Origin of the sequence: Corynebacterium marinum DSM 44953 (assembly GCF_000835165.1) — a bacterium.
GTDB classification, from domain to species: Bacteria; Actinomycetota; Actinomycetes; order Mycobacteriales; family Mycobacteriaceae; genus Corynebacterium; species Corynebacterium marinum.
Genome location: NZ_CP007790.1, coordinates 307,927 through 331,822, shown reverse-complemented (window position 1 = coordinate 331,822; position 23,896 = coordinate 307,927). Strand labels below are relative to the sequence as shown.

The window sequence follows — 23,896 nt, the reverse complement described above, 5'->3', positions numbered from 1 at the left end:
TTCCTTAAGCGGTTGCTGCTGCGGCCGCGCGGGCGGCGGGGACGAGTGCATCCTCGATCCGGGAGAAATCATCGTCCGTCAGGGCGGTGGACACAAACCAGGTCTCGTAGACGCTCGGCGGGGCGTAGACCCCGTGGTCGAGCAGCGCGTGGAAGAAAGCCGGGAAACGGAAGGTGTCGGCCGCCTTCATGTCGGCGAAGGTGCGGCCCTCCCCCTCCGCGAAACGGACGGAGAACATCGTCGCGGCGCGCTGGATGTGGTGGGCCACGCCCTCGCGGGTCAGCGCCTGGGAGATCAGCCCGGACAGGCGGTCTGCGTTGGCGTCGAGAACCGGGTAGATATCCTCGGAGGCCAGGCGCAGGGAGGCCATGCCGGCGGCCATCGCCACCGGGTTACCGGACAGGGTGCCCGCCTGGTAGACGGGGCCGGAGGGAGCGAGGTACTCCATGATGTCGGCGCGGCCGCCGAAGGCCGCGGCCGGGAGCCCGCCGGAGACGACCTTGCCGAAGGTGGTCAGGTCGCCGGCGACACCGTCGACGCCGTACCAGCCCGAGTACGAGGTGCGGAAACCGGTCATGACCTCGTCCATGATCAGCAGCGCGCCGTCGGCGTGCGCGATCTCCTTGAGCGCGGCGTTGAATCCCTCGCCCGGGGCCACGGCGCCCATGTTGCCGGCCGCCGCCTCGGTGATGATGCAGGCGATCTCGCCCGGGTGCTCGGCGAAGGCCTGCTTCACGGCGTCCAGGTTGTTGTAGGGGACGACGATGGTGTCGGCCGCCGACGCGCCGGTCACGCCCGGGGAGTCGGGCAGCGCGAACGTGGCCACGCCCGAGCCGGCCGAGGCCAGCAGGGCGTCGACGTGGCCGTGGTAGCAGCCGTCGAACTTGAGGATCTTCGGCCGGCCCGTGAAACCGCGCGCCAGGCGCACGGCCGACATGGTGGCCTCGGTGCCGGAGTTGACCAGGCGCACCTCCTCCACCGAGGTGCGGTCCACGATCATCTGCGCCAGCTCGATCTCCGCGAGGGTCGGCGCGCCGAAGGACAGCCCTTTGAGGGTGGCCTCCCGCACCGCCTCGACGATCTCGGGGTGGGCGTTGCCGTTGAGCATCGGGCCCCAGGAGCACACGAGGTCGACGTATTCGTTGCCGTCGACGTCCACCAGGGTGGAGCCGTGGGCCGAGTCGATGAAGCGGGCCTGGCCGCCGACGGATCCGAAGGCCCGGACCGGGGAATTCACCCCTCCGGGGATGAGGGTGCGTGCACGGTCGTGCAGCTTCGCGGACTGCTGGGTACGGGCGGACGTCAGACTCATGCCGACCATCATACGGCCGGGGTCAACCGGGGTTAAACTTTCCCCCCGGTCAGTTGACCACCTTCAGCCCGATGATTCCGCCCACGATCATGAGCAGGAAGAGCACCTTCGCCAGGGAGACGGCCTCCTGCCCCGAGGCGAAGGAGTAGACGATCGCTATCGACGCCCCGATCCCCACCCACACCGCGTACGCGGTGCCGACGGGCAGCTCCTTCAGCGCGACCGCGAGGCCACCCATCGAGACGATCAACGCGGCGAAGAAGACCACCGAGGGCCACAGGCGGGTGAATCCGGCGGAGCGGTCCAGCGCGATGGCCCACACCGCCTCGAAGGCGCCGGAGAGGACGAGAATGACCCAGGACATGGGAGACCTTCCTGGCCGTCTTGTCGCGACTCCGGGTACGGCTCCCTCGTCCGGGCCCGGTTCCGCCCGGGCTGGTTAAGGCCCTACCCTAGCGTCAGGACGCGGTCGGCGGCCGCGCGGGCGTCGTCGATGACAGCAGGCACGCCGACCCCGCCCGCCCAGGCGCCGGTGACCGCGAGCCCGTGGACGTCCGCGATGCCGGCCCGGACCTTCTCGACGGTCGCGAGATGCGCGGCGTCGTAACGCGGCAGGCCGCCGAACCACCGCTGGACGTAGATCTCGGACAGCCCGGCCGCACGGCCGTCGAAGCCGGTGATGCGGGCGAGGTCGTCGAGGGCCGTATCCACGATGAGGTCCTCCTCCGCGCGGACGATGGCGTCGTCGCCGAAGCGACCGAAACTGGCGCGCACCAGCGCACCGCCCCGCTCGCCCAGGTGCGGCCACTTCTTCGACGAGAACGTGAACGCCTTCGCCTGCACGTCCGGCTCGTCGATGGCGACGAGCACGCCGGAGTTGTCGGGCAACCCTTCGTCGGAGTCGAACTTCATGCCGACGACCGCACTGGAGGCCAGCTCCACCGACTTCAACGCCTGGGACGCCTCGGGCGCGACGCTCCGCAGCAGCGCCGCGGTGGTCGGCGCCGGGGTGGCCAGAATGAGGCGGTCGTAGGCGCCGTCGGTGCTGACCCCCTGGCCGGAGAGGTGGAATCCGCGCAGATCCCGGGTGACGCCGGTGATGAAGACGTCGAGGTGGATGTCCGCACCCGACTTCTCCGCGAGCGCCTCGTAGGCGAGGGCGTAACCGCCGCGGAAGGCGGCGAACACCGGGGTCGGGGTGGCGCCGGGATCGCGCGGAGCGCGCCGGGCCTCGCAGCTCTTCACTGCGGCGGAGAGGGTGACCTTCTCCCCTGCCTCCGCCAGCGCGTCGAGCGCCTCCGCCAGCTGCGGGACCGTGGCGCGCACGCCCAGATCCTCGGCCGCGCAGGAGTACACCCCGCCCAGCAGCGAGGAGACGATCCGGTCGACGACCTCGGCGCCGTAGCGCTCGCGCACGAGTTCGCCCACGCTGACGTCCCCGCCGACCTGCCAGTCGATGGGGGCGGCGTCGGCCTCGGCGTCGATACGCGCCGCCGTCTCCGGGGACACCAGATGCGCCACCGGGGCGGAATGGGAGGGGATGCCCATCACGCCGCCCGCGGGCAGATTCTGCAGCTCCCCGCCGGTGTAGATCAGCGAACGCGCGGCGGAGGGGCTCACCAGCTCATCAGCGAGGCCGAGCTCGGCGAAAAAGTCGGTGGCGTCGGAACGCAGCGCCAGGTAGGCCTCCGCGCCCATATCGGTGGGGCCCGACTCGAAGGGGACGGTGAACAGCTTGCCGCCGATCCGGTCCTCCGCCTCGAACACGTCGATGACAGCCTCGGGGTCGGCCTTACGGATCTCGTAGGCGCTGGTCAGGCCGGCCAGTCCCGCGCCGATGACGGCGTAGCGGGTGGGAGCCACGGTCAGTTCTCCCCGTGGACGATGGCGACGGCCTCGGTGATCGCCTCGGCCGGGGTGTTCGGCAGGACGCCGTGGCCCAGGTTGAAGATGTGGCCCGTGGCATGGCCGGCTTCCATGGCGCGCACGGCCTCGGACTTGATGCGGGCCACCTCCGAGACGAGGGCGTCGCGGCCGGCGAACAGGACCGCCGGATCGAGGTTGCCCTGCAGGACCTTCGGCCCGGAGACGGCGTGGATGCGCTCGGCGGCGACGTCCAACGGAACCCGCCAGTCCACGCCCATCACCTCGGAACCGGCTTCGCTCATGGCGCCCAGCAGCTCGCCGGTGCCCACGCCGAAATGGATGCGGGGGATCTCGCCGGCGATCTCCTCGAGGATGCGCACGGAGTAGGGCAGGACGTGCTCCCGGTAGTCGCGCTCGGTGAGGAAACCCGCCCAGGAATCGAAGAGCTGCATGGCGTCGATGCCCGCGTCGATCTGCAGGCGCAGGAAACGGGTGATCGTCGGGGTGAGGCGCTCCATGAGCGCGTGCCAGGTCTCCGGCTCCCCGTGGATCATGGCCTTGGTCTTCTCGTGGTTCTTGCTCGGGCCACCCTCGACGAGGTAGCTGGCCAGGGTGAAGGGCGCCCCGACGAAGCCGATGAGCGCCTGGGAGTCGGTGAGCTCGTCGAGGATGATGCCGATGCCCTCGGCCACCTCGGGGACATCCTCCTCCAGGATCGGCAGGGCGTCGATGTCGGCGCGGGTGGTGATCGCCTTGTCCATCACCGGGCCGCGTCCGGGGACGATCTCCACGCCGACGCCCGCCGCGCGCAGGGGCACGACGATGTCGGAGAAGAGGATCGCGGCGTCGACGCCGTGGCGGCGCACCGGCTGCATGGTGATCTCCGCCAGCAGCTCCGGCATGAAGCAGGAGTCCAGCATGGAGATCCCCTCCCGGACCTTCCGGTACTCGGGCAGGGAACGGCCTGCCTGGCGCATGAACCACACCGGGGTGCGGTCGGGGGTGTCGCCGGCGGCTGCGGCGAGGAGCGGGGCGTGGGGAATGTTACGGCGAGTCATGGCCCCCATTGTTGCCGAGCGGCGGGCGGAATACGAACCGCCGACCCGCCGGGCCCGCTTTCCCCCGCCGCGCAACCCGCGCGGCGGCGGCCGCGTCCGCTTCGCACCCCCCTAAGGTGCCGCGGCCCCCCGGACAGAGTTGCTGAGGGGGCGCGAAGTGGACCGCCCGGCGCGGCCCGGGGCCAGCCGCTCCGGGGCAAGGTCCAGGCGGCGCAGCAGCTGTGCGTTGAGCGCCACGATGATCGTCGACAGGGACATCAGGATCGCGCCGACGGCCGGGGACAGCACAAAGCCGACCGGCGCGAGGACACCGGCAGCCAGCGGCACGGCGACGAGGTTGTAGCCGGACGCCCAGACCAGGTTCTGGACCATTTTGCGGTAACTGGCCCGGGAGAGCTCGATCATGGACAGGACGGAACGGGGATCGTCGCTGGCCAGCACCACACCGGCCGACTCCATCGCGACGTCGGTGCCCGCGCCGATGGCGATGCCCACCTCGGCGCGGGCCAGGGCGGGGGCGTCGTTGACGCCGTCGCCGACCATGGCCACGGTCAACCCGCGCTCCTGCAGTTCAGTCACTTTCGAGTCCTTGTCCTCCGGCAGGACCTCGGAGAAGACCTCGTCGATACCCAGGTCCGCACCGACGGCCCGGGCAACCTGGTCTGCGTCGCCGGTGATCATGGCGACCCGGATGCCGCGTTCCTGCAGGGCCTGGACGGCGGCGCGCGACTCGGGACGGACGTGGTCCTCCACCGCGATCGCGCCGATGACGGAACCGTCCTGCACGACATGGAGCACGCCGGCCCCGCGCCGCATCCACTCCCCGGTGCTCTCCGCCAGCCCCTCCGGGGGCGTGAGCCGCAGCTCGCGCAGCATGTTCGGCCCGCCCACGAGGATCTCCGAACCGTCGACCTCGGCCTTGATCCCCCGGCCCGAGGCCGACGTGAATCCGGAGCCTGTCAGCCCCAGGCCGGCGGACTCGGAGTTCCCGGCGGCCGCCGCGGCGATCGCGCGTGCCACGGGGTGCTCGCTGGCGGACTCGGCGGCCGCGGCCAGTGCCAGCAGACGGCCCTCGGAGACACCCGCCGCGGCGACGTCGGTGACGGCGTGCTCGCCCTCGGTCAGGGTGCCGGTCTTGTCGAAGAGGACGACGTCGATGGTCCGCATCCGCTCGAGCGCCATCCGGTCCTTGATCAGCACGCCGGACTTCGCCGCACGCTCGGTGGATATGGCGATGACCAGAGGGATCGCCAGGCCGAGGGCGTGCGGGCAGGCGATGACCAGGACGGTGACCGTGCGGGTGACGGCGTCGTCCGGGCTGCCGAGGGCGGCCCACACCGCCGCAGTGATGAGCGCGGCGGTGAGCGCGAACCAGAAGAGCAGCGCTGCGGCCCGGTCCGCCAGCGCCTGCGCCCGGGAGGAAGAAGCCTGAGCGTCGGCGACCATCCGCCGGATGCCGGCCAGGGCGGTGTCCTCGCCCACCGCCTCGACCCGGACGCGGACCGGGTTGTCCGTGGCCACGGTGCCCGCGACCACGTGATCGCCCTCGCCCCGGAGCACCGGTTGGGATTCGCCGGTGATCATGGCCTCATCGAACTCGGCCGAGCCGGACACCACGGTGCCGTCCGCGGGCACTCTGGCACCAGAGCGCACGAGCACGACATCACCTTCCGCCAGTTCGGAGACCGGGACCGTGGCGACGCCGCCGTCGGCGTCGACCAATTCGGCGTCGTCGGGGAGCAGCTCGGCGAGCGCGTCGAGGGCGGAGGATGCCGCGCCCAGTGCGCGCATCTCCATCCAGTGGCCCAGCAGCATGATGGTCACCAGCAGTGCCAGTTCCCACCAGAAGTCGAGGTCGAATGAGCCGATGCCCAGTGTGGTCACCCAGGAGGCCACGAATGCCACGGTGATCGCCATGGCAATGAGCAGCATCATGCCGGGCTGGCGTTCCCTGATTTCCCGGGCGCCGCCTTTGAGGAACGGCGAACCACCGTAGATGAAGATGACCGTGCCCAGCACCGGGGCGATCCAGGTGGACCCCGGGAATTCGGGCAGGTGGTAGCCGAGCAGGTGGGCGACCATCGGGCTGAAGAAGACCACCGGCACGCTCAGGATCAGCGACCACCAGAACTTGCTGCGGAACATCGCCACGCTGTGTCCGGCGTGCTCGCCGTGGCCGTGGACGTGGTGGTCATCCGGTTCTTCGGCATGTCCCGGGTGGCCGTGCGCTGGCTGGCCGTGATCGTGATCGTGGGGGTTCGAACTCATGACGCTTTCTCCTGTTCAACGAGACTGCAGATCAACCGGGGCCGGCATGCGCGCCCTCGGCGCCGGGGACCTGCCGCAGTCGCCCCACACCAACCAGGCTATACCCCTACAGGGTATATGACAAGGCTTTATCCTACTTCGCCCCATCCTCCCGCCCGGTCCGGCTCAGCGGCGGAACGTCCGCGCGGAGTTGGACCGGGCCTCGATCAGGAGGGAGGAACCGAGCATGAGCACCGTCGCCGCCATAGGGTGCAGGACGCCCGCGACGGAGGCCAGCAGCGCGACGGCGTTGTAACCCCACGCGAAGATGATGTTCTGGTCGATGATCCGGCACACCCGGCGCGACTGCGCGATCAGCTGCGGAATGGCGGAGACGTCGCGTCGCAGGACGATGATGTCCACGCCGTCGTGGCCCGAGAGTGCGATGTGGTCGGTCTCGTCGTCGTCGCCCATGAGGATCCCGATGTCCGCGACCCGCAGCGTCGGCAGGACGGAGGAGTCGCCGACCATGGCCACCGTCGCGCCCTGCGTGTGGAGGGAACGCACGGTGTGGGGCTTCCTCGCCGGCGCGATACCGGCCAGGACCCGGGAGACGCCGATGCGGTCCGCGTACCTGCGGGCCACCGGGTAGGTGTCCCGGGTGAGCATCACCGTCTCGACGCCCATGTCCTCGAGCTGCTCGACGGCCTCCTGAGCATCACCCTTGACGGCGTCATGCAGGGAGATCACCCCCCTGTCCTTGCCCTTCCAGCGCACGATGAGCGGGGTGCCGCCGGAGACCACCGCCGCGGCGAGCCTGCCCCCCAGGTCGGACATGGTGCGGGGGCGCCACAGGACCGCCTCCACCTGCGTCTTGGTGACGGTGCCGTCGGAGGAGACTGCAGGCAGCTCCACCAGCCCGGTGAAGTTTCCGTCGGCGTCGATCTCCGCGTGGGCGACATCGATCCAGTGCGGGATGTCCTCGCCGCCGGCGCCGGCGTCGCGCGCCTCCCGGGCGGCGCGGACCAGGGCCTGGGACACCGGATGGTCCGACTCCAACGCCAGCGCCCCGGCGACGCGCAGGATGAGCTCGGGGTTCTCACCGCGGGCGGCGGTCACCGTCTCCACCCCCATGGCGCTGCCGGCGAGCGTGCCGACCCGGTTGAAGACCACGGTATCGATCATCTCCGTCTGACGGACCGTCGCACCGTCGCGGATGAGGATGCCGTTGCGCACCGCCGCCTCGATGCCGTGGCGGATCGCCAGCGCGGGCGACAGTGCCAACGCGACCGGGGCGACACTGGCCAGGACCGCCAGGGCGGTGGCGAAAGCGGCGTTGAGGTTCCCCGCGATGAGCACCCACAACACGAAGTCCAGCGCCGCCAGTCCGAGGGCCGCGGGGATGAGCATGGCTGCGGTGCGGGTGGACAGCAGCGTCGAGCGGTGCTGCTTGATGTTCGCGTCGCGGACCCACCGGTGGACCGCCGACAGACGGGTGCGGTGGCCGGTGTGCACGACCCGGACCTTGATGCGCCCGTCCAGGTTGCGGGAACCGGCGTAGACGTAGGAGTTGACCTTCACCCGCTCGAGGTCGCGCCCGCCCGTGTTGATGAGGCCGCGGTTGATGGTGCAGGATCCGCCCACGACGGTGCCGTCCACGGGGATCAGCTCCCCCGCGTTGATGACAATGTCGTCGCCGACGTTGACCTCCTGGAGCGGGAGTTTCTCGACGCCGCCCGCCGTCTTGTGCCGCGGCACCACCTCGACGGGGTGGAGCGGCGCGGGGCGGTGCTCATCCATCTCGTCGAGGAGGCTGATGCGTGTGCGCATGGTCAGCAGGCGTCCGGCGAGCAGCAGCACGGTCATGCCGCACGCGACGTCGAGGAAGAGTTCACCGTCCGCGATGCGCCGGTGTTCGAAGGCGAACCACTGGGGGTGGGACTGCCAGCCGAGATCCCCGGCGGTGGTGAACAACAGCATCACCACCGACCAGATCGTCGCCGCGATGACCGCCACGGAGCTGGCCGCGTCGAGTGCGGTCAGGCCACGGCGGGCACCGCCGACCATCGCGCGGTGGAAGGGCCACGCCCCCCACGTCACCACGGGGAGTGCCAGGCCGAGGGTCACCCACTGCCACCCCTCGAACTGCAGGGCCGGGAAGTAGGTCATGAGCAGCACCGGCACGGCCAGCGCCACGCACACCAGCAGGCGGCTCGGGGTGAGGAGGTCCCGGGCGGTGAACAGGAGGTCCTTGGGTTGGGCACTCTCCGCCACCCGGAGCCGGTCCTCGTGTCCGCCGAGGAACCCGGCGCGGCGGGCGCGCTCCAGGCTGCGTTCCTCGTCCTCGAGGTGACGGCGGTATTTCCACGGCAGGCGCCGGGGCCGCCGGGAGGGCCGATCCGTCGGGTCGGGGTGCATGTAGCGGCGCCGCAGGGAGGCGTCGGTGAGCACGGCGCGGACACCGAAACCTTCGATGACGGCGGCGAGATCATCGGGGTCGACGGTGTCGGGGGCGGTGATCCAGGCGGTGGCCTTGGGGAAGACGATGCGGGCGCGCACGCCGTGAACCGCCTCGAGCGCAGCCTCGATCGCGGAGATGTCGGGGGCGTTGGTCAGCCCCTCCAGCTCGAAGGCGTAGGAGACCTTGGGCCGGTCCTCGTCGATCTGGAGCTCCCCGGAATCGACGTCGAAACCGACGGCGCGGGCCGCGGCCCGCGCCTCCTCGAGTGCCGACGCCACCTGATCGATTCGGTCCATAGTCCGAAGACTAGTCCTCCTGCCCGCTCATCCGCTGAATGTGACGGTTGGATTCCGGGCGGAAGAGCATCACGGCCGCCGCGCCCAGCAGGACCACGATGAGGAGCATGCTGAAACCGCCGACCTGGATGGCGAAAGCGACGATGTTGAAGAACACGGCCAGGGCGAAGACCACCGCCATCACCCGTCGGGAGATCCGGCCGCCGACCTTCAGCTGCGCGGCCAGGGCCGCGATGACCAGACCCGCGATGATGTTGAACGAGCCGAGGAAGCGGATGTTCCGCCGGAAGGCCTCGATGACCTCCGCGGACGCTCCGGCATCGCCGTTGAAATCCTGGGTCAGGACCACCAGGCCGGTGAAGACCATGAGGATCGCCGCCGCGACGCTTAAGTAGTAGCCCCAGCGCAGGGGGGTGGGCCAGGTGTCGCCGTCTTCTCCGGCAGCGACCTTGCGCGGGCCGCGGTTGGGGTCATCCGGGGAGGTGTACATGCCGGGGAACATGCTGGGCACGGCTGCTCACTTTCGTCGGGGGTCGGTCCGATGGCCTGAGTCGTCGATTTCGCGGGTCCACTTGAGGGTCTCGGGCCGGAAGGAGAAGATCAGGCCCAGGACCGCGGCGACGCCGACGATGATCTGCACGCCGCCGTCCAGGAGGTACATCGCCACCGGGACGTCGTTGCCGCCGGGGGCGGCCACGAACAGCAGCAGGGTGCGGAACCCGAAGTAGAAGCCGAATACCAGCAGCATCCGGCGGGCCAAGCCGGCGTGGCGGGACCGGCGGTTGATCAGTACCAGCATGAACGCCAGCAGACCCATGATCGCCACGCCCAGAGCGCCGGCGAGGACGATCGACGTATAGACCGAGGTGGTCACCGCCCCCTCGCTGAGCTCCGCGGCCTGATCCTCGGACAGGGCGTCCTTGGCGGCGGACAACAGCGCGGACGGGTCCATCAGGCCGATGGTGACGCTGAGGATCTGATGGAGGATCTCCCCGCCGACGGCCACCGCGAACAGCAGCAGCATCAGGCGGATGGTCTCGGGTCTGCCGTTGTCTGGTGCGGCGGTCCGGGTGTCCGGGGCAGTGTCAGTCATCGGCGGTTGTTCAGCACCCGGGCGGCGTCGGTGGCGAAGTAGGTGAGGATCTGGTTCGCGCCGGCCCTCTTGATCGAGGTCAACGACTCCATCATCACGGCCTCCAGGTCGAGCCAGCCGTTGCGCGCGGCCGCCTGGAGCATCGCGTATTCACCGGAGACCTGGTACGCGGCCACCGGCACCGGGGAGGCTTCGGCGACGGCGCGCAGAACGTCGAGGTAGGGCATGGCGGGCTTGACCATGATGAAGTCGGCGCCCTCCTCGACGTCGAGCTCCGCCTCCAGGAGAGACTCCCGAACGTTCGCGGGGTCCTGCTGGTAGGTGCGGCGGTCGCCCTCCAGGGACGAACCGACGGCCTCCCGGAAGGGGCCGTAGAACGCGGAGGCGTACTTCGCGGAGTACGCCATGATGGACACGTCCTCGTGGCCGGCGGCGTCGAGGGCCTCGCGGATGGCCAGGATCTGCCCGTCCATCATCCCCGAGGGGGAGATGATGTGCGCGCCGGCGTCGGCCTGCGCCACCGACATCTGCTGGTAGAGCTCGAGCGTCGCGTCGTTGTCGACGACCGCCCGGCCCCACCGGTCCTGGCGGACCACTCCGCAGTGCCCGTGGTCGGTGAACTCGTCCAGGCAGGTGTCCGCCATGATCAGCAGGTCGTCGCCGAACTCCTCCCGCATGGCCGCCAGGGCGTGGTTGAGCACTCCGTCCGGGTTGCAGGAGGGGGTGCCTTCCGCGTCCTTGTCCTCGTCGCGGGGCACGCCGAACAGGTCGACGCAGCGCACGCCTGCCTCGAGAGCCTCATGGGCGGCGCGTTTGAGCGAATCCAGGGTGTGCTGGTGCACGCCGGGCATCGAGGAGATCTCGCGTGGCGCGTCGATGCCGTCGGCGATGAACATCGGCAGGATCAGGTCGGCCGGGCGCAGGACGGTCTCGGACACGAGCTCCCGCATCGCCGGGCTGGACCGCAGGCGGCGGGGGCGGCGGGTGGGCACGGGCACATACGGGGTCGACTGGTCAGTCACAGCGGGTGCTGGTCCTTCCGGGGACGGAGATGGATGATGTTTCCCGCCATCATAGGCACCGGCGAGCGGTGGCCGAGGCGGGCCTGCGCGGAGGAAGGGACGGGGTGCCGGAAAATGCGGCGGGGCGCGGGCGCACCTGTTTTCGGTAAACGCAGGTCGCAGGGGGACGACGACGCGGAGGCCGGTCAGTTTTCCGGGCCTCCGCCCGGTCCGGCGCGAGGGCCTCACCGTGCCCCTGCCGCGGCGCTGCTACTCCCCCGCCGCCTTGCGGCGGGCGCGGCGCTTCTTGCGCGGCGGCGGGAGCTGGCCCGCAGCGCGCAGACCCGCGACGTGTTCGGCGAGGGCGTCGACCAGGTCGGGGACCTCGGCGATCTCCGGGACGACGTCGACACGCAGCCCCATCTCCCGGGCGGTGGCCGCGGTCATGGGGCCGATGCAGGCGATGATGGTGCGCTGGTGCGGCTTGCCGGCGATGCCCACGAGGTTCTTCACCGTCGAGGAGGAGGTGAAGCAGACGGCGTCGAAACCGCCTGACTTGATCATCTCGCGGATCTCCGCGGAGGGCGGCGCGGCGCGGACGGTGCGGTAGGCGACGACGTCGTCGACCTCCCAACCCCGTTCGACGAGGCCGTCGACGAGGACGTCGGTGGCGATGTCCGCCCGTGGCAGCAGCACACGGCCCACCGGGTCGAGGTCCTCGAGGTAGTCGGGGAACACCTCGACCAGACCGGCGGCATTCTGCTTGGTCACCTCGGGCAGCAGCTCAGGAGTCATGCCCAGGTCGCGGACCGCCTGGGCGGTCTTCGTGCCCACGGCGGCCAGGCGGACGCCAGCGAAGGAGCGGGCGTCGAGGCCGAACTCGACGATCTTCTCCCACACGGCGGACACGGCGTTGACGGAGGTGAACACGACCCACTGGTAGCGGCCCTCCACGATGCCCTTGATGGCGCGTTCCATCTGGGCGGGGTTGCGGGGCGGCTCGACGGAGATCGTCGGCACGGAATGCGGGATCGCGCCGTAGCCGGACAGGCGCGCGCTCATCGACGCCGCCTGCTCCTTCGTCCGCGGGACCAGCACACGCCATCCGTAGAGCGGGCGGTTCTCCCACCAGGAGTACTTGGTGCGGTCGTCGACGCCCTTGCCCAGGGTGATCACGAGCTGGCCGGGCAGTTCCGCATCCAGCCGGCCCAGGGTCCCCAGGGTGGCGTCGTGGGTGCGCTGCAGGCGGGTCGTGCCGTTGACGGTGACGTACACGGGGGTGTCCGCGCCCATGCCCCGGGAGGTGAGCTCGGCGGCGATGGTGGCCAGATCATCGGCGGTGGCCTGCAGCACCAGCGGCTGCGGAGCGCTGGCCAGCTGATCCCAGTCCACATTGTTGTTGGTGACGTCGGTCTCCGTGAAGGTGGAGCCCAGTCCGATGCCCGCGAAGGACGGGACCGTCGACGGCAGGGACATGCCCGGCACGATCTGGAACTCCAGGCCGGCGGCCGCGACGGCGGCGATCTCCGCCATCGTCGCATCCCGGGTCAGCGGGTTGCCCGACACCAGCCGGACGACGTCGCCGTCGGCCTCGTCGAGCGCCTCACGCAGTTGCGCGACGACGTCCGCGGGCTTGAGGGAGACCACGTCGCGGATGTCGGCGGCGGTCGGCGCGGCCGGGCGGGGTGGACGACGGCGGGCGCCGGCCTCCTTCGCTTCGGCGCAGATGCGCTCGTACTCGGCTTCGGCGGCGTCGATGCGCTCCTGCGGGACCGGCAGCGCGGAGGCCACCACCTCGCGCACGCCGCTGAGCACGCCCGGGTCTGTCACAGCAATGGATGTGGCAGCGAGCACCTCGCGGGCACGGACGGTCAGCAGATCGGGGTTGCCGGGGCCTGCGCCGACGAAGACGACCATTCCCGGCTGGGAGGTCTGAGGGACCATGCTCATACAAATCTTTTCTAGTGTGGACGATTCACAACAGGTCTTGACACGGATGCACGCCCCTCCGCGGGGCTAAAGGGGGCCATATCGCTCAGGGGTGCGCACAGTGTGGTATTCACACCTTAATTTAGGAAGCCCGGAATACGAAAAGCCCGTTTCCGCGACCGGCGCCCGTCAGCCCCGTCACGGGCGCTGTCGGGGCCTCCGCGGGCCGGTGCGCCACGGGGGAGAATCAGCCCACGAGGGTGGACAGTTCGCGGGCGTAATCCTCCGCGTTGGGGGTGGAGATGATGATGCGGTTCACGGTGGCGGACTTCAGCTCCAGGACGATGCCCGGGCCCTTGCCGTGGCAGACCGAGAAGGTGCTGGACCCGGTCCCGTCGGCCGCCGTGAACGTGCCGGTGCTGATGAGGCCGGGGATACGGGTGCCGGGGGCGCGCTTGCCCGCGGGCACGGAACGGGCCGTGCCGCAGGCGTCACCGACGACGGAGACGCCCGTGATCACGCGGGTCGGGATGGTCAGGTGCGAGCGCCGGGCCGCGAGCTTCTCCCACCAGTCGAGCGCGACGGTGACCTGCCGGTCGGTGATCTTCAGAACAGCCATGGTTCTGGAGAGTCTATACGCCCGGGCGCTCCTTGGCGATGAGGTCGGCCGCTCCGCGCCCCAGCAGGTCCGCGGCCGCCGCCTCGCCCACGGCCACCGGGTCGGTGCCGGAGCCGGTGTAGACCAGCTGTGCGGAACCGTCGAGGGCGTAGACGCCGGCGGTGAGGTGGATGGTCCCGTCGGCGTCGATGGTCGAGTGGGAGGCGACGGGCGCGGTGCAGCCCGCCTCGAGGCGGTTGAGGACGATGCGCTCGGCGCGGGCGCAGGTGAAGGCGGCGGCGTCGAGAAGCTTGTCGACGGCCGCGCGCGCCGCCTCGTCGTCCGCCCGGCACTCGATGGCCAGTGCGCCCTGCGCGGGCGCGGGGAGGATCACGGACGGGTCGAAGACCTCGGTGGCGCGGTGGCCGAGGTCGACGCGGGACAGGCCCGCGTAGGCCAGCACGACGGCGTCGAGCTCACCTTCGGTGACCTTGCCCATCCGGGTCTCGATGTTGCCCCGCAGAGGACGGATGTCCAGGTCCGGCCGGACCGCCTTGAGCTGGGAGATGCGCCGCGGGGCTGAGGTGCCCACCCGGGCGCCCTGCGGGAGTCCGTCCAGGGTGAGGCCGTCGCGCGCGATGAGCGCCTCGCGGGCGTCGGCGCGAACGGGCACGACGAGGTGGAAACGCTCGTCGGGGGCCGTGGGCAGATCCTTGAAGGAGTGCACCGCGATGTCGCACTCGCCGGCCTCCAGGGCCTCGCGCAGCGCCTGGGTGAAGACGCCGACGCCGATGCGCTCGACGGGCGCCATGTTCACGTCGCCGGCGGTGGTCACCAGGTGCAGCTCGGCATCGTGGCCAGCCGCGATGAGGGCGTCACGCATGTGCCCGGACTGGGTGGTCGCGAGGTTGGAGCGGCGGGTGCCGATCTTCAGGGTCACGGAAAAAACTCCTTGTGGGTTATTTGGTGGTGAGCTGGCCCTCGGGCAGGTCCGCGACGGCGACGGCGACCGCCGGACCGTCCGTGGACAACCCGAACAGCTCCTGGAGCGCCGACTCGTAGGAGACGACGCCCGATTCGGCGGCGAGCTTCTTCACCCGCACGGTCGGCTCATGGAGGAGCTTGTCCACGACACGGCGGACTGTGCGGGTGACCTCTTCGAAGTCGGGGTCGCCGATGGCCGGGGTCCTCCCCCGCAACCTTTCGAGCTCGATGTCGACGAGTTCCGCCGCGTGCCGGCGCAGCGCCGAGACCGCCGGAACCACGTCTCGGACCCGCTGCTCCGAGGTGTACTCCTGCAGCTGCTGCGCCACGATCGCCAGCGCCTTGCTGTGGCCGGTCGCCTTGTCGCCGCGGCCGGAGATCGTCTGGTGGAGGCGTTCGATGTTGACCAGGTTCACACCGTCGAACTGGACCACCGCGTCGTCGATGTCGCGCGGCATGGACAGGTCGACGAGCATGAGGTCGCGTCGGCGCTGCTCGGGGATGTCGGCGGGGGTGATGGTGAATTCGTCGGCGCCGGTGGCGGACACGGCGAGGTCGACGCACGCCAGCGCGGACGCGCGGTCGTCGAAATCGACCACCTCCGCCGCGACGCCGGCTTCGCGGGAATGCTCCGCCAGGCGTTCCGCCCGCTCGCGCGTCCGGTTGGCGATGACGAGCTTGGCCACGCCCAACCGGCCCAGGTGGGTCGCCGCCAGCGAAGCCATCGCCCCAGCTCCGAGCACCAGCGCGGTCCGCCCCTCCAGGTTGTCGATCTGGAGGTTTTCCAGGGCTTCGTCGACGGCGACGGACACCATCGACGCTCCGGCGTCGTCGATGTCGGTTTCGGAGTGCACCCGCTTCCCGGTGTGCAGGGCGGTCTGCGCCAGGCGGTGCAGGGCCGGCCCGACCGTGCCCTTCTCCGTGGCCTCCTGGTAGGCGGTGCGCACCTGACCGATGATCTGCTGCTCGCCGACCACCATGGAGTCCAGGCCGGAGGCCACGACCATCATGTGCTCGGCGGCCGCGTCGGCGTACCGGACGTAGAGGTACCCCCGCAGGGTGTCGACGTCGACGTCGGACATCTCGTGCAACACCTCCACCACGTCCTGCACACCGGAGTGGAAGGAGTTGGTGACGGAGTAGATCTCCAGCCGGTTGCACGTGGAGACGATCATCGCCTCACTGAGCGAGGGACGTTCGACGAGCTGCGAGGTCGTGTCGTGCCGGACGGTCTCGTCCATGCTCAGCCGCTCGAGCAACGCCACCGGTGCCGACCGGTGCGACATTCCCACGACGAGCACACTCACGTTTTCCTTCACCGCTTTCCGCTGCACGGACAATGGACTGGCAGGCCCCGGGAGAGCTCCGTGCAGGCGCCCGCGGGGCGGATCATACAAAAGGATACCCCCGGGGCGCGGGAAAGCCCCATCCGACCCACCCGGTCAGGCCAGGGCGGCCGCCAACTCCGCGTCGTCGACCTCCCAGCAGGCGAACTCCTCGCCGTCGACGACGACGACCGGCACCCGGTCCCCGAACTCGACCGCCAGGGCCGGATCATGGTCCACGTCGACCACGTCGAGCTCCAGGCCGGCGGCCTCGACGACCGGCACGATCTGACGCTCCACGCGGGCGCACGAGCCGCACGCCGCCCGGACCATCAGCTCCACCGTCTCAGCCATACCCACCAGTCTCCTTCACCCCGGGCACTCCGCCCGTGTCGCGCTTACGATGGACACGATACCGCCCCATCCACCCCGCACACAGGAAGGCCCGGAACGCGCAGTGAGCCACTCCCCCGACGATCCCCTGTTCCCCGGCACGCCCCAGGAGTTTCTCGCCAGCTGGAGCGCCACCCGGGGCAACCTCCGCCGCTTCCTGGAGGATCGCGCGCTTCCGCCCATCAACGAGGAGTCCCAGCGCACCGCAGGCGAGGCCGCCGCAGCCGCCGCCGTGCAGGAGACCTTCGGAATCGAACTCGACGCCTTCTCCTCCGGCGTCGACTCGGTCAGCGGCTCCATCGAGGCGGCCGGCGGTTTCCACCTCAGCATCCCCGACCCCGACATCCCCCAGGACGTCGGGGCCGCCGCCTTCTTCGACGTGGACAACACCCTCATCCAGGGGTCCTCCCTCGTCGTGTTCGCCATCGGACTGTTCCGGAAGAAGTACTTCCGGGTCTCCGAGATCCTGCCCATCGCCTGGAAGCAGATCAAGTTCCGCGTCACCGGTTCCGAGAACGCCGCCGACGTCGCGCAGGGACGTAACCAGGCGCTGGAGTTCATCAAAGGCAAGAGCGTCGCCGAGCTGGTGGAGCTGTGCGAGGAGATCGTCGACTCCTCCATGATCGACAAGGCCTGGCCCGCCACCCGGGAGCTGGCGCGCATGCACCTCAACGCCGGCCACCAGGTGTGGCTGGTCTCCGCCACGCCGGTGCAGCTGGCGCAGATCCTGGCGGAACGCTTCGGGTTCACCGGCGCACTGGGCACCGTCGCCGAGGTGAAGGACGGACGATTCACCGGCCGGCTCGTCGGCGACATCCTGCACGGGCCGGGCAAGAAGCACTCCGTCGCGGCACTCGCCGCCATCGAGCAGCTCGACCTCGCCCGGTGCACCGCGTACTCCGACTCCATCAACGACGTGCCCATGCTGTCCATGGTGGGCACCGCGGTGGCGATCAACCCGGACAAGAAGCTGCGCCGGGAGGCCGCCCAGCGGGGCTGGCAGGTGCGCGACTACCGCAGTGTCCGCCGCGCGGTGCGCACGTGGGGCCTGCCCGCCCTGGCAACCGCTGCTGCGAGCCTGGGCAGCTGGCGAGTCTTCCGCCGCAACCAGGTCCAGGAGTAGCCTCTGCCCGGTCCCGGCTTATGGCCCGGCCCCGGGAACGCCGAAGGCCGCCGGCCTCCCCCGAAGGGGAGAGAACCGGCGGCCAGCGGCGTGCAGGAAGATTTACTTGCCGAGTTTACGACGCTGAACTCGGGTGCGTCGCAGCATCTTGCGGTGCTTCTTCTTGGACATGCGCTTGCGGCGCTTCTTAATGACTGAACCCATGGGGTCTCCTCAGATAGTGAGTGAGTACGTACGTAACCTGCCGACTTACCTCGAGGTGCACTCTCGACTGCGCTGGCAGCGCGTCCGGACCGTCGGCACGAATGGGATCCATCATACCGGCGCATATCCGGTCATCCAAAAAAAGGCCTGCGGCGCCCGTCCCTCGGGGAGGGTGACGGACGCCGCAGGCGGAGGGGGAACTTATCCGACGTCGTAGTACGACGCGTCGAGATAGTCGTTGACCGCCTTCTCGTGGACCCGGAAAGACCGGCCCACCCGAACGGCCGGCAGGTCACCGGAGTGGACCAGCCGGTACACGGTCATCTTCGAGACCCGCATGATGTCTGCGACCTCAGCGACCGTCAGAAAAGTACCCTTGTCTGCATTAGCCATATTCATCAACCCTTCGGCAGGTGGCGCGCTGCAGGCTTCCCCTCCCGCAGATCGGACACGCACGTGCTTGAACCAGCTTAGCGTGAAACATGTGACAGTTGCGACCTAGTCGCCATAAATTCCCCGACTGTCCCCCTACCGGAGCTCGCCGAGCTCCGCGGAGCGCTTCGCGCAGGCTTCCGTGGCACGGAAGAAGGCCGCGCGCAGACCGGACACTTCCAGTTCACGAAGGGCCGCCACGGTGGTGCCCGCCGGGGAGGAAACATTGGCCCGCAGGGTCGCCGGGTCCTGTCCGGACTCGGAGAGCATGGCCCCCGCACCGGCTGCGGACGTGGTCACGAGCTTCTCAGCCACCGGGCGGGTGAGACCGAGGGACACCCCGGCGTCAATGAGCGCCTCCGCCACAAGGAAGAAGTAGGCCGGGGAGGAACCGGCGAGGGCGGTGACCGCGTCCATGTCCGACTCCGCGACGGGCAGGACCTCGCCCACGGAGGACAGCAGCTCGGTGACGTCGGCGAGCTGCTCCGGGGTGACGAAGCGCCCCACAGCAATGGCGTTCATGCCGCGGCCGACGAGCATCGGGGTGTTGGGCATGACCCTCACGACCGGCGTTCCGGCGATTACTGCGTCCTCCATCGCCCCCAGCGGCACCCCCGCAGCCATGGACACCAGGACCGTCGCGACGTCGTTCTCCTCGACGGCCGGGCTGATCTCCGCCACCGCATCGAGGATCATGTACGGCTTCACGCACAGGAACACCACGTCGGCGTCCTCCGCGGCCTGCCGGTTGTCGGTGAGGTCACGAACCCCGTAGCGCTCACGGAGTTCCTCGCCGCGCTCCGGGCGGCGGTTGGTCACCGTGATCGACTGGGGGTCAGTTCCTGAATTGACGAGGCCCGAGATCAGCGCCTCGCCGATCTTGCCACCTCCGAGCACCACAATTTTTGTCATGCACCCCAGAGTGCCACAAACGGCGGTTAAATCAGCACGACCGCCAGGGGGCCGAACGTCATCACCAGGCCGACCAGGCCCGCCATGAACATCGACAGCCCGTCGTTCGAAGTGCGCAACGCCTTAACCACGCCCACCATGCCTGCCGTGACGAGGACCGCCAGAACAGCCACGATCGGGCGGGAGAAGTTCTCCCACAGCATCTCGAAGCCCTTGAACACCACGACGCCGAGCACCACGCCGATGATGGTGAGGAGGACCACCCCGGTGACCGAGGTCCGCTCCTCCACCCCGGAAAGGTCCTCCGCCTCGTCATGCCCCTGCTTCTCGACGCCGTGTTCCTCCACGTCGTCGACCACCGCAATCTCACCGGTCTGCTCCGGCGTCAGCGGAAGACCGGTGTCGACCTTGCCGAACACGACCGTCTCATCCGTGGCCGGTGTCTTTTCGGCGGGCTTGATCGCCTCAGTCTTGGGACCCGCGGGTTTTGTTGCCCCCGCGGGCTTCTTGGCCTCCGCGGACGCGGTTGCCGCGGGCTTAACGGCCGTCGGCTTCGTGGTCTCGGGCTTCTTAGCCTCGGGCTTCTTAGCCTCGGGCTTCTTAGCCTCGGGCTTCGTGGTCTCGGCGGGCCCGGTCGGCGCGGGCTTCTCCGGCTCCGGGCCGTCGATGGGCACGGAGGAGTGTTTCGACTCGACCGGTTTTTCCTTGACCGCCGGGATGGAACCGGTGAGCTCAGCGACGGAGATGCCCCCCTCATCGAGGCTGCGACGGCGGCGGCGGGGCGCCTCCCCCTCCTTGTCGTCCCGGCCGGCACGCGCGAGCAACTCCGCGACGGTCAGCTGTTTATCGCTCATGGTCGCTTCCTTTCCTGGGGGATCTCGTCGAGACCCTTATCGATGCGCCGGAGAATGACGCCCTCGCGCAGGGCCCAGGGGCAGATCTCGATCTGCTCCAGGCCGAGGGCACGCATGCTGGCCTCCGCCACGAGGGCGCCCGCGACGATCTGGTGCGAGCGGTCGGAGCTGATGCCTTCGAGCTCGGCGCGGTCGGCGGCCGTCATGCGGGAGATGAAGGCGATGAGCTGGCGCAGACCTGGTGCGGTCAGGGTGCGCTTGACGTAGGGGCCTTCGGCACTGGGTGCGGCGCCGGTGAGTCGCGCGAGGGTGCGGAAGGTCTTCGACGTGCCCACCGCGATCCCGGCGGCGCCGTAGGCGCGCATCTGGCGGGCGGGCCCCACGAGCTCGGCGTCGATGTAGTCGCGCAGAAGGTTGACCTTCTTGCGTTCCGGCGGATCGGTGTCGAACCACTGGTGGGTGAGTCTGCCGGCGCCGAGGTCGAGCGAGATCGCCACGTCGGGGGTTTCGTCGGATCCGGTCGACAGTTCCAGTGAACCGCCGCCGATGTCCAGGTTGGTGACGCGTCCGGCGGACCAGCCGTACCAACGCCGGACGGCGAGAAAGGTGAGGCGGGCCTCGTCCTCACCGGAGAGCACCTCGAGGCGGACGCCGGTCTCCTTCTCCACGGCGTTGAGGACATCCTGCGAGTTCGTGGCCGAACGCACCGCGGAGGTGGCGAAGGGCATGATCTCTTTGCAGCCGAGGGTGTTCGCCAGGTCAGCCGCCTCGGCGACCGCCTTGGCGAGGCGTTTGATCCCCTTGTCGTCGATGGCACCGTCACCGTCGATGAGTTCGACGAGCCGCAGGCTCGTCTTCCAGTCGCTCATCGGGGTCGGATGTCCACCGTTACGGGCGTCTACCGCCACCATGTGGACAGTGTTACTGCCCACGTCCAATACACCTAGTCGCACACCCATCAGGTTAGACGGTCTAGCGTGGGGAAGTGTGAATCGCCCACGTTCCACCCAGGTTTTTCTGGGTTTCCCCGAGACCTCCCCCGCCGGCAAGCAGATCCTGGCCGGGGGTGAAGAGGCCCCCGACTTTCCCCGGGAATGGTTCGAGTTCATTAACCCGGAGGACCCGCTGCACCTCTTCAGCGTCGATCTGACATGGATCGAATCGCACTGGACCTGCCATTTCGGCACCGACACGTGCCAGGGAATCGACTCCCAGCAGACGGACATCGGCTGCTGCGTCCACGGCGCGTACCTCGCCGACGAAACGGATCGGGATCAGTTGTACAACGCCGTCGCCGAGATGCCCGCCAAGTACTGGCAGCACCGCCCAAAGGGGGTGGACGAGCACCTCGCCAGCGGCGAGGCCATCGACCTCGAGCCCTGGTTGGAATGGGGCGAACTCGACGAGGATGACGGGGAACCGGAGCCCTCCCTCAAGACGAAGACCGTCGGAGGTGCCTGCATCTTCGCCAACCGGGAAGGGTGGGGAACGGGAACCGGGTGCGCCATCCACCAGTGGGCGGTGGCGGAGGGCCGGGATCTGACCGTCGAGAAGCCCGAGGTGTGCTGGCAGGTTCCCCTGCGCCGCTACGAGGACTACGAGGACCGGACCGACGGGCAGGAGATCCTGCGCACCACCATCGGCGAGTACGACCGCCGCGCCTGGGGCAGCGGCGGGGAGGACTTCGACTGGTGGTGCTCCAGCTCGAGTTCCTGCCACACCCACCCAGACCCGGTGTGGGCGTCCATGAAACAGGAACTCACGGCGCTGATGGGCGCGCCCTCATACGAGGTGCTCGCGGACCACTGCCGGCGCCGCGCCGTCGTCGGCAGCGCGGCGCCGCACCCGGCGAGCCGGGCTCAGGCCTCGAACTTGTAGCCCAGACCCCGGACGGTGACCAGCTGCTTCGGGCGCGACGGCTCCTCCTCGATCTTGGAGCGCAGCCGCTTGACGTGGACGTCGAGGGTCTTGGTGTCGCCGACGTAGTCGGCGCCCCAGATCCGGTCGATGAGCTGGCCACGGGTGAGGACCCTGCCCGAGTTGCGCAGCAGATACTCCAGCAGATCGAACTCCTTGAGCGGCATCGGCACCGGCTCCCCGTCGACGGTGACGGTGTGGCGCTCGACGTCCATGCGGACGCGGCCGCCCTCCAGCACCCGGTCGTCCATCTCCTCGGCCACGGCGTCGTTGTCGGCCCCGCGGCGCAGGACCGCCCGGATACGCGCGATGAGCTCGCGGGAGGAATAGGGCTTGGTCACGTAGTCGTCCGCGCCGAGCTCCAGCCCGACGACCTTGTCGATCTCCGAGTCACGGGCGGTGACCATGATGACCGGCACGCTCGAGGTGGTGCGCAGCTGCTTGCACACGTCCGTCCCGGACATGCCGGGAAGCATGAGGTCGAGCAGGACGATGTCGATGTCGTTCTTCGCGAACTCAACCAGAGCGGTCGGGCCGTCGCCGGCGACGATCACATCAAAACCCTCTTTACGCAGCAGGAAGGCCAACGGATCCGCGAGGGACTCCTCGTCCTCCACGATGAGAATGGTCGTCATGATGCTTTATCCTTTCGACGTGTCGCCACCCGGGACACGGCCTGACGCAGGGGTCCGGTGGACGTTGCCTCTTCGTCCTGTCCGGCTGGGGGAATAGCGGCGGGCGCTGATTCCGGATGATAGATCGGTAGTTCGATGGTGAAGGTTGACCCGGTGCCGGGGCGGGACCACAACTTGATGTTACCGCCGTGGTTGGCCACCACGTGTTTCACGATGGCCAGCCCCAGCCCGGTGCCGCCGGTTGACCTCGACCGTGCCTTGTCCACGCGGAAGAACCGTTCGAAGACGCGCTTCTGATCCTCCGGCGAGATGCCAATGCCCCGGTCGGTGACGCGGATGAGCACGACGTCGTCGCTGGTGATCTTCTGGGTGACCGACACCGGCACGGAATGCGGAGAGTAGTTGATCGCGTTGGAGATGAGGTTCGACACAGCCGTGACGAGCAGAGATCTGTCGCCCATGACGATGACGCCCGAATCCGCCCCCTTGGTGAGGGTGATCTCCGCGTTGTCCGCGGCGAGCTGGTTGCGGGAGAACGCCTCGGCGATGATGTCGTCGACGGAGACCGGCTCCATCTCCGGGAGAGGCTCCGCCCCCTGCAGCTTCGACAGGGAGATGAGCTCGTTGATCATGTCCGCCATGCGGTGGGCCTCCTTGTGGAGGCGCTGGCCGAAGTACTGGACATGCTCGGGGTCGTCCACCGCCTCCATGAGCGCCTCTGCCAGCAACGCCATTCCGCCGACGGGGGTCTTCAGTTCGTGGGAGACATTGGCCACGAAGTCGCGGCGGGCGGACTCCATGCGCACGTTCTCGCTCTCGTCGGTGCCGTAGACGATGACGAAACGGTCGTCGACGAGCGTGAGCGGTTTGATCAGCGCCCGCACCGACGACACCCGGTTACCCGTGCGCCGCTTGGGCATGGACAGGTCCAGGGAGCGGGATTCCTTGTCCACGAAAACCTCGGCGGCGACCTTCCGCACCTCGTCGTTGACGGAGCGGTCGTGGACCAGCGCCATCTCGTGGGCGCGGGCGTTGGACAGGATCACCTCACCGCTCTGGTCGAGGACGGTGATGCCGGTGGGCGAACCCTGGATCGCCAGGTGCAGGACCTGGCCGACGGTGGTGACCTGGTTGTCCTCGAGCGTCGCCGAGGAGCGGTGGCGGATGATCCGCTTGCGCGCCCAGCTCAACGCCGGAAGGGCGACGCCGGCGACGGCGACGCCCAACAGAAACGCGAGAACAGGGGACACGCGTTA

The 23,896-nt window shown here is 69.3% G+C and carries 23 protein-coding genes and 1 riboswitch; of the genes, 2 read left to right on the top strand and 21 right to left on the bottom strand.

The window, feature by feature from the left end:
• Positions 1–4: 4 nt before the first annotated feature.
• The 14 genes from hemL to B840_RS01495 all read right to left on the bottom strand — a co-directional run bounded on the left by hemL (position 5) and on the right by B840_RS01495 (position 16,524).
• Positions 5–1,321, bottom strand: coding sequence for a glutamate-1-semialdehyde 2,1-aminomutase (hemL, locus tag B840_RS01560; protein ID WP_042622432.1), 1,317 nt, complete (start codon positions 1,319–1,321; stop codon positions 5–7).
• 40 nt (positions 1,322–1,361) lie between these two features.
• A complete protein-coding gene (locus B840_RS01555) occupies positions 1,362–1,676 on the bottom strand; it encodes a DMT family transporter (RefSeq protein WP_042620665.1) in 315 nt (104 codons plus the stop codon).
• A gap of 10 nt (positions 1,677–1,686) precedes the next feature.
• Positions 1,687–1,752, bottom strand: a riboswitch (guanidine-III (ykkC-III) riboswitch).
• 7 nt (positions 1,753–1,759) lie between these two features.
• Positions 1,760–3,175, bottom strand: coding sequence for a protoporphyrinogen oxidase (locus tag B840_RS01550; RefSeq protein WP_042620664.1), 1,416 nt, complete (start codon positions 3,173–3,175; stop codon positions 1,760–1,762).
• A gap of 2 nt (positions 3,176–3,177) precedes the next feature.
• Positions 3,178–4,236 carry a uroporphyrinogen decarboxylase gene (hemE, locus tag B840_RS01545; RefSeq protein WP_156971809.1) on the bottom strand — a complete coding sequence of 353 codons (1,059 nt, stop codon included), beginning with the start codon at positions 4,234–4,236 and terminating at the stop codon, positions 3,178–3,180.
• A 111-nt stretch (positions 4,237–4,347) separates the two neighbouring features.
• A complete protein-coding gene (locus B840_RS01540) occupies positions 4,348–6,504 on the bottom strand; it encodes a heavy metal translocating P-type ATPase (protein ID WP_052491045.1) in 2,157 nt (718 codons plus the stop codon).
• Positions 6,505–6,669: 165 nt separating this feature from the next.
• Positions 6,670–9,240: a heavy metal translocating P-type ATPase gene (locus B840_RS01535; RefSeq protein WP_042620662.1), complete on the bottom strand. Its 2,571-nt coding sequence runs from the start codon at positions 9,238–9,240 to the stop codon at positions 6,670–6,672.
• 10 nt (positions 9,241–9,250) lie between these two features.
• Positions 9,251–9,751, bottom strand: coding sequence for a hypothetical protein (locus tag B840_RS01530; RefSeq protein WP_042620661.1), 501 nt, complete (start codon positions 9,749–9,751; stop codon positions 9,251–9,253).
• A 6-nt stretch (positions 9,752–9,757) separates the two neighbouring features.
• Positions 9,758–10,333 (bottom strand): hypothetical protein, encoded by a 576-nt coding sequence (locus B840_RS01525; protein WP_052491042.1) that lies wholly within the window; start codon positions 10,331–10,333, stop codon positions 9,758–9,760.
• Positions 10,330–11,331, bottom strand: a complete 1,002-nt coding sequence (hemB, locus tag B840_RS01520; RefSeq protein ID WP_268236860.1) for a porphobilinogen synthase — start codon at positions 11,329–11,331, stop codon at positions 10,330–10,332. Before hemB ends, B840_RS01525 begins: the two co-directional genes overlap by 4 nt.
• A gap of 273 nt (positions 11,332–11,604) precedes the next feature.
• Positions 11,605–13,284: a uroporphyrinogen-III synthase gene (locus B840_RS01515; RefSeq protein WP_042620660.1), complete on the bottom strand. Its 1,680-nt coding sequence runs from the start codon at positions 13,282–13,284 to the stop codon at positions 11,605–11,607.
• A gap of 226 nt (positions 13,285–13,510) precedes the next feature.
• Positions 13,511–13,882, bottom strand: a complete 372-nt coding sequence (locus B840_RS01510) for a hypothetical protein (RefSeq protein WP_042620659.1) — start codon at positions 13,880–13,882, stop codon at positions 13,511–13,513.
• A gap of 13 nt (positions 13,883–13,895) precedes the next feature.
• Positions 13,896–14,801, bottom strand: a complete 906-nt coding sequence (hemC, locus tag B840_RS01505; protein WP_042620658.1) for a hydroxymethylbilane synthase — start codon at positions 14,799–14,801, stop codon at positions 13,896–13,898.
• A 19-nt stretch (positions 14,802–14,820) separates the two neighbouring features.
• Complete coding sequence (locus B840_RS01500; RefSeq protein ID WP_042622428.1) at positions 14,821–16,152, bottom strand: glutamyl-tRNA reductase; 1,332 nt, start codon at positions 16,150–16,152, stop codon at positions 14,821–14,823.
• Between the two features lie 135 nt (positions 16,153–16,287).
• Positions 16,288–16,524: a glutaredoxin family protein gene (locus tag B840_RS01495; RefSeq protein ID WP_042620657.1), complete on the bottom strand. Its 237-nt coding sequence runs from the start codon at positions 16,522–16,524 to the stop codon at positions 16,288–16,290.
• Positions 16,525–16,627: 103 nt separating this feature from the next.
• Here B840_RS01495 and B840_RS01490 point away from each other — a divergent pair, with 103 nt between their 5' ends.
• Complete coding sequence (locus B840_RS01490) at positions 16,628–17,686, top strand: HAD-IB family hydrolase (RefSeq protein ID WP_188656854.1); 1,059 nt, start codon at positions 16,628–16,630, stop codon at positions 17,684–17,686.
• Between the two features lie 102 nt (positions 17,687–17,788).
• Here the strand turns inward: B840_RS01490 and B840_RS13015 are convergent, their stop codons facing one another.
• The 5 genes from B840_RS13015 to B840_RS01470 all read right to left on the bottom strand — a co-directional run bounded on the left by B840_RS13015 (position 17,789) and on the right by B840_RS01470 (position 21,041).
• The gene (locus B840_RS13015) at positions 17,789–17,890 is read right to left on the bottom strand and encodes a 30S ribosomal protein bS22 (protein ID WP_003855542.1); all 102 of its coding nucleotides are present in this window, start codon (positions 17,888–17,890) and stop codon (positions 17,789–17,791) included.
• 201 nt (positions 17,891–18,091) lie between these two features.
• Complete coding sequence (locus B840_RS01485; RefSeq protein WP_042620655.1) at positions 18,092–18,283, bottom strand: helix-turn-helix domain-containing protein; 192 nt, start codon at positions 18,281–18,283, stop codon at positions 18,092–18,094.
• Positions 18,284–18,418: 135 nt separating this feature from the next.
• Positions 18,419–19,234 carry a pyrroline-5-carboxylate reductase gene (proC, locus tag B840_RS01480; protein ID WP_042620654.1) on the bottom strand — a complete coding sequence of 272 codons (816 nt, stop codon included), beginning with the start codon at positions 19,232–19,234 and terminating at the stop codon, positions 18,419–18,421.
• A 26-nt stretch (positions 19,235–19,260) separates the two neighbouring features.
• Positions 19,261–20,088 (bottom strand): hypothetical protein, encoded by an 828-nt coding sequence (locus tag B840_RS01475; RefSeq protein WP_042620653.1) that lies wholly within the window; start codon positions 20,086–20,088, stop codon positions 19,261–19,263.
• Complete coding sequence (locus B840_RS01470) at positions 20,085–21,041, bottom strand: Ppx/GppA family phosphatase (RefSeq protein ID WP_084602702.1); 957 nt, start codon at positions 21,039–21,041, stop codon at positions 20,085–20,087. The genes B840_RS01475 and B840_RS01470 overlap by 4 nt, the downstream gene beginning before the upstream one ends.
• 34 nt (positions 21,042–21,075) lie before the next feature.
• On the opposite strand from B840_RS01470, the gene B840_RS01465 reads away from it, so the two are divergent.
• On the top strand, positions 21,076–21,966 hold the full coding sequence (locus B840_RS01465) for a DUF3109 family protein (protein WP_042620651.1): 891 nt from the start codon (positions 21,076–21,078) through the stop codon (positions 21,964–21,966).
• Here the strand turns inward: B840_RS01465 and B840_RS01460 are convergent.
• Positions 21,948–22,640 (bottom strand): response regulator transcription factor, encoded by a 693-nt coding sequence (locus B840_RS01460; protein WP_042620650.1) that lies wholly within the window; start codon positions 22,638–22,640, stop codon positions 21,948–21,950. The genes B840_RS01465 and B840_RS01460 overlap by 19 nt on opposite strands.
• A complete protein-coding gene (locus B840_RS01455; RefSeq protein ID WP_042620649.1) occupies positions 22,637–23,890 on the bottom strand; it encodes a sensor histidine kinase in 1,254 nt (417 codons plus the stop codon). Before B840_RS01455 ends, B840_RS01460 begins: the two co-directional genes overlap by 4 nt.
• Between the last annotated feature and the right edge of the window lie 6 nt (positions 23,891–23,896).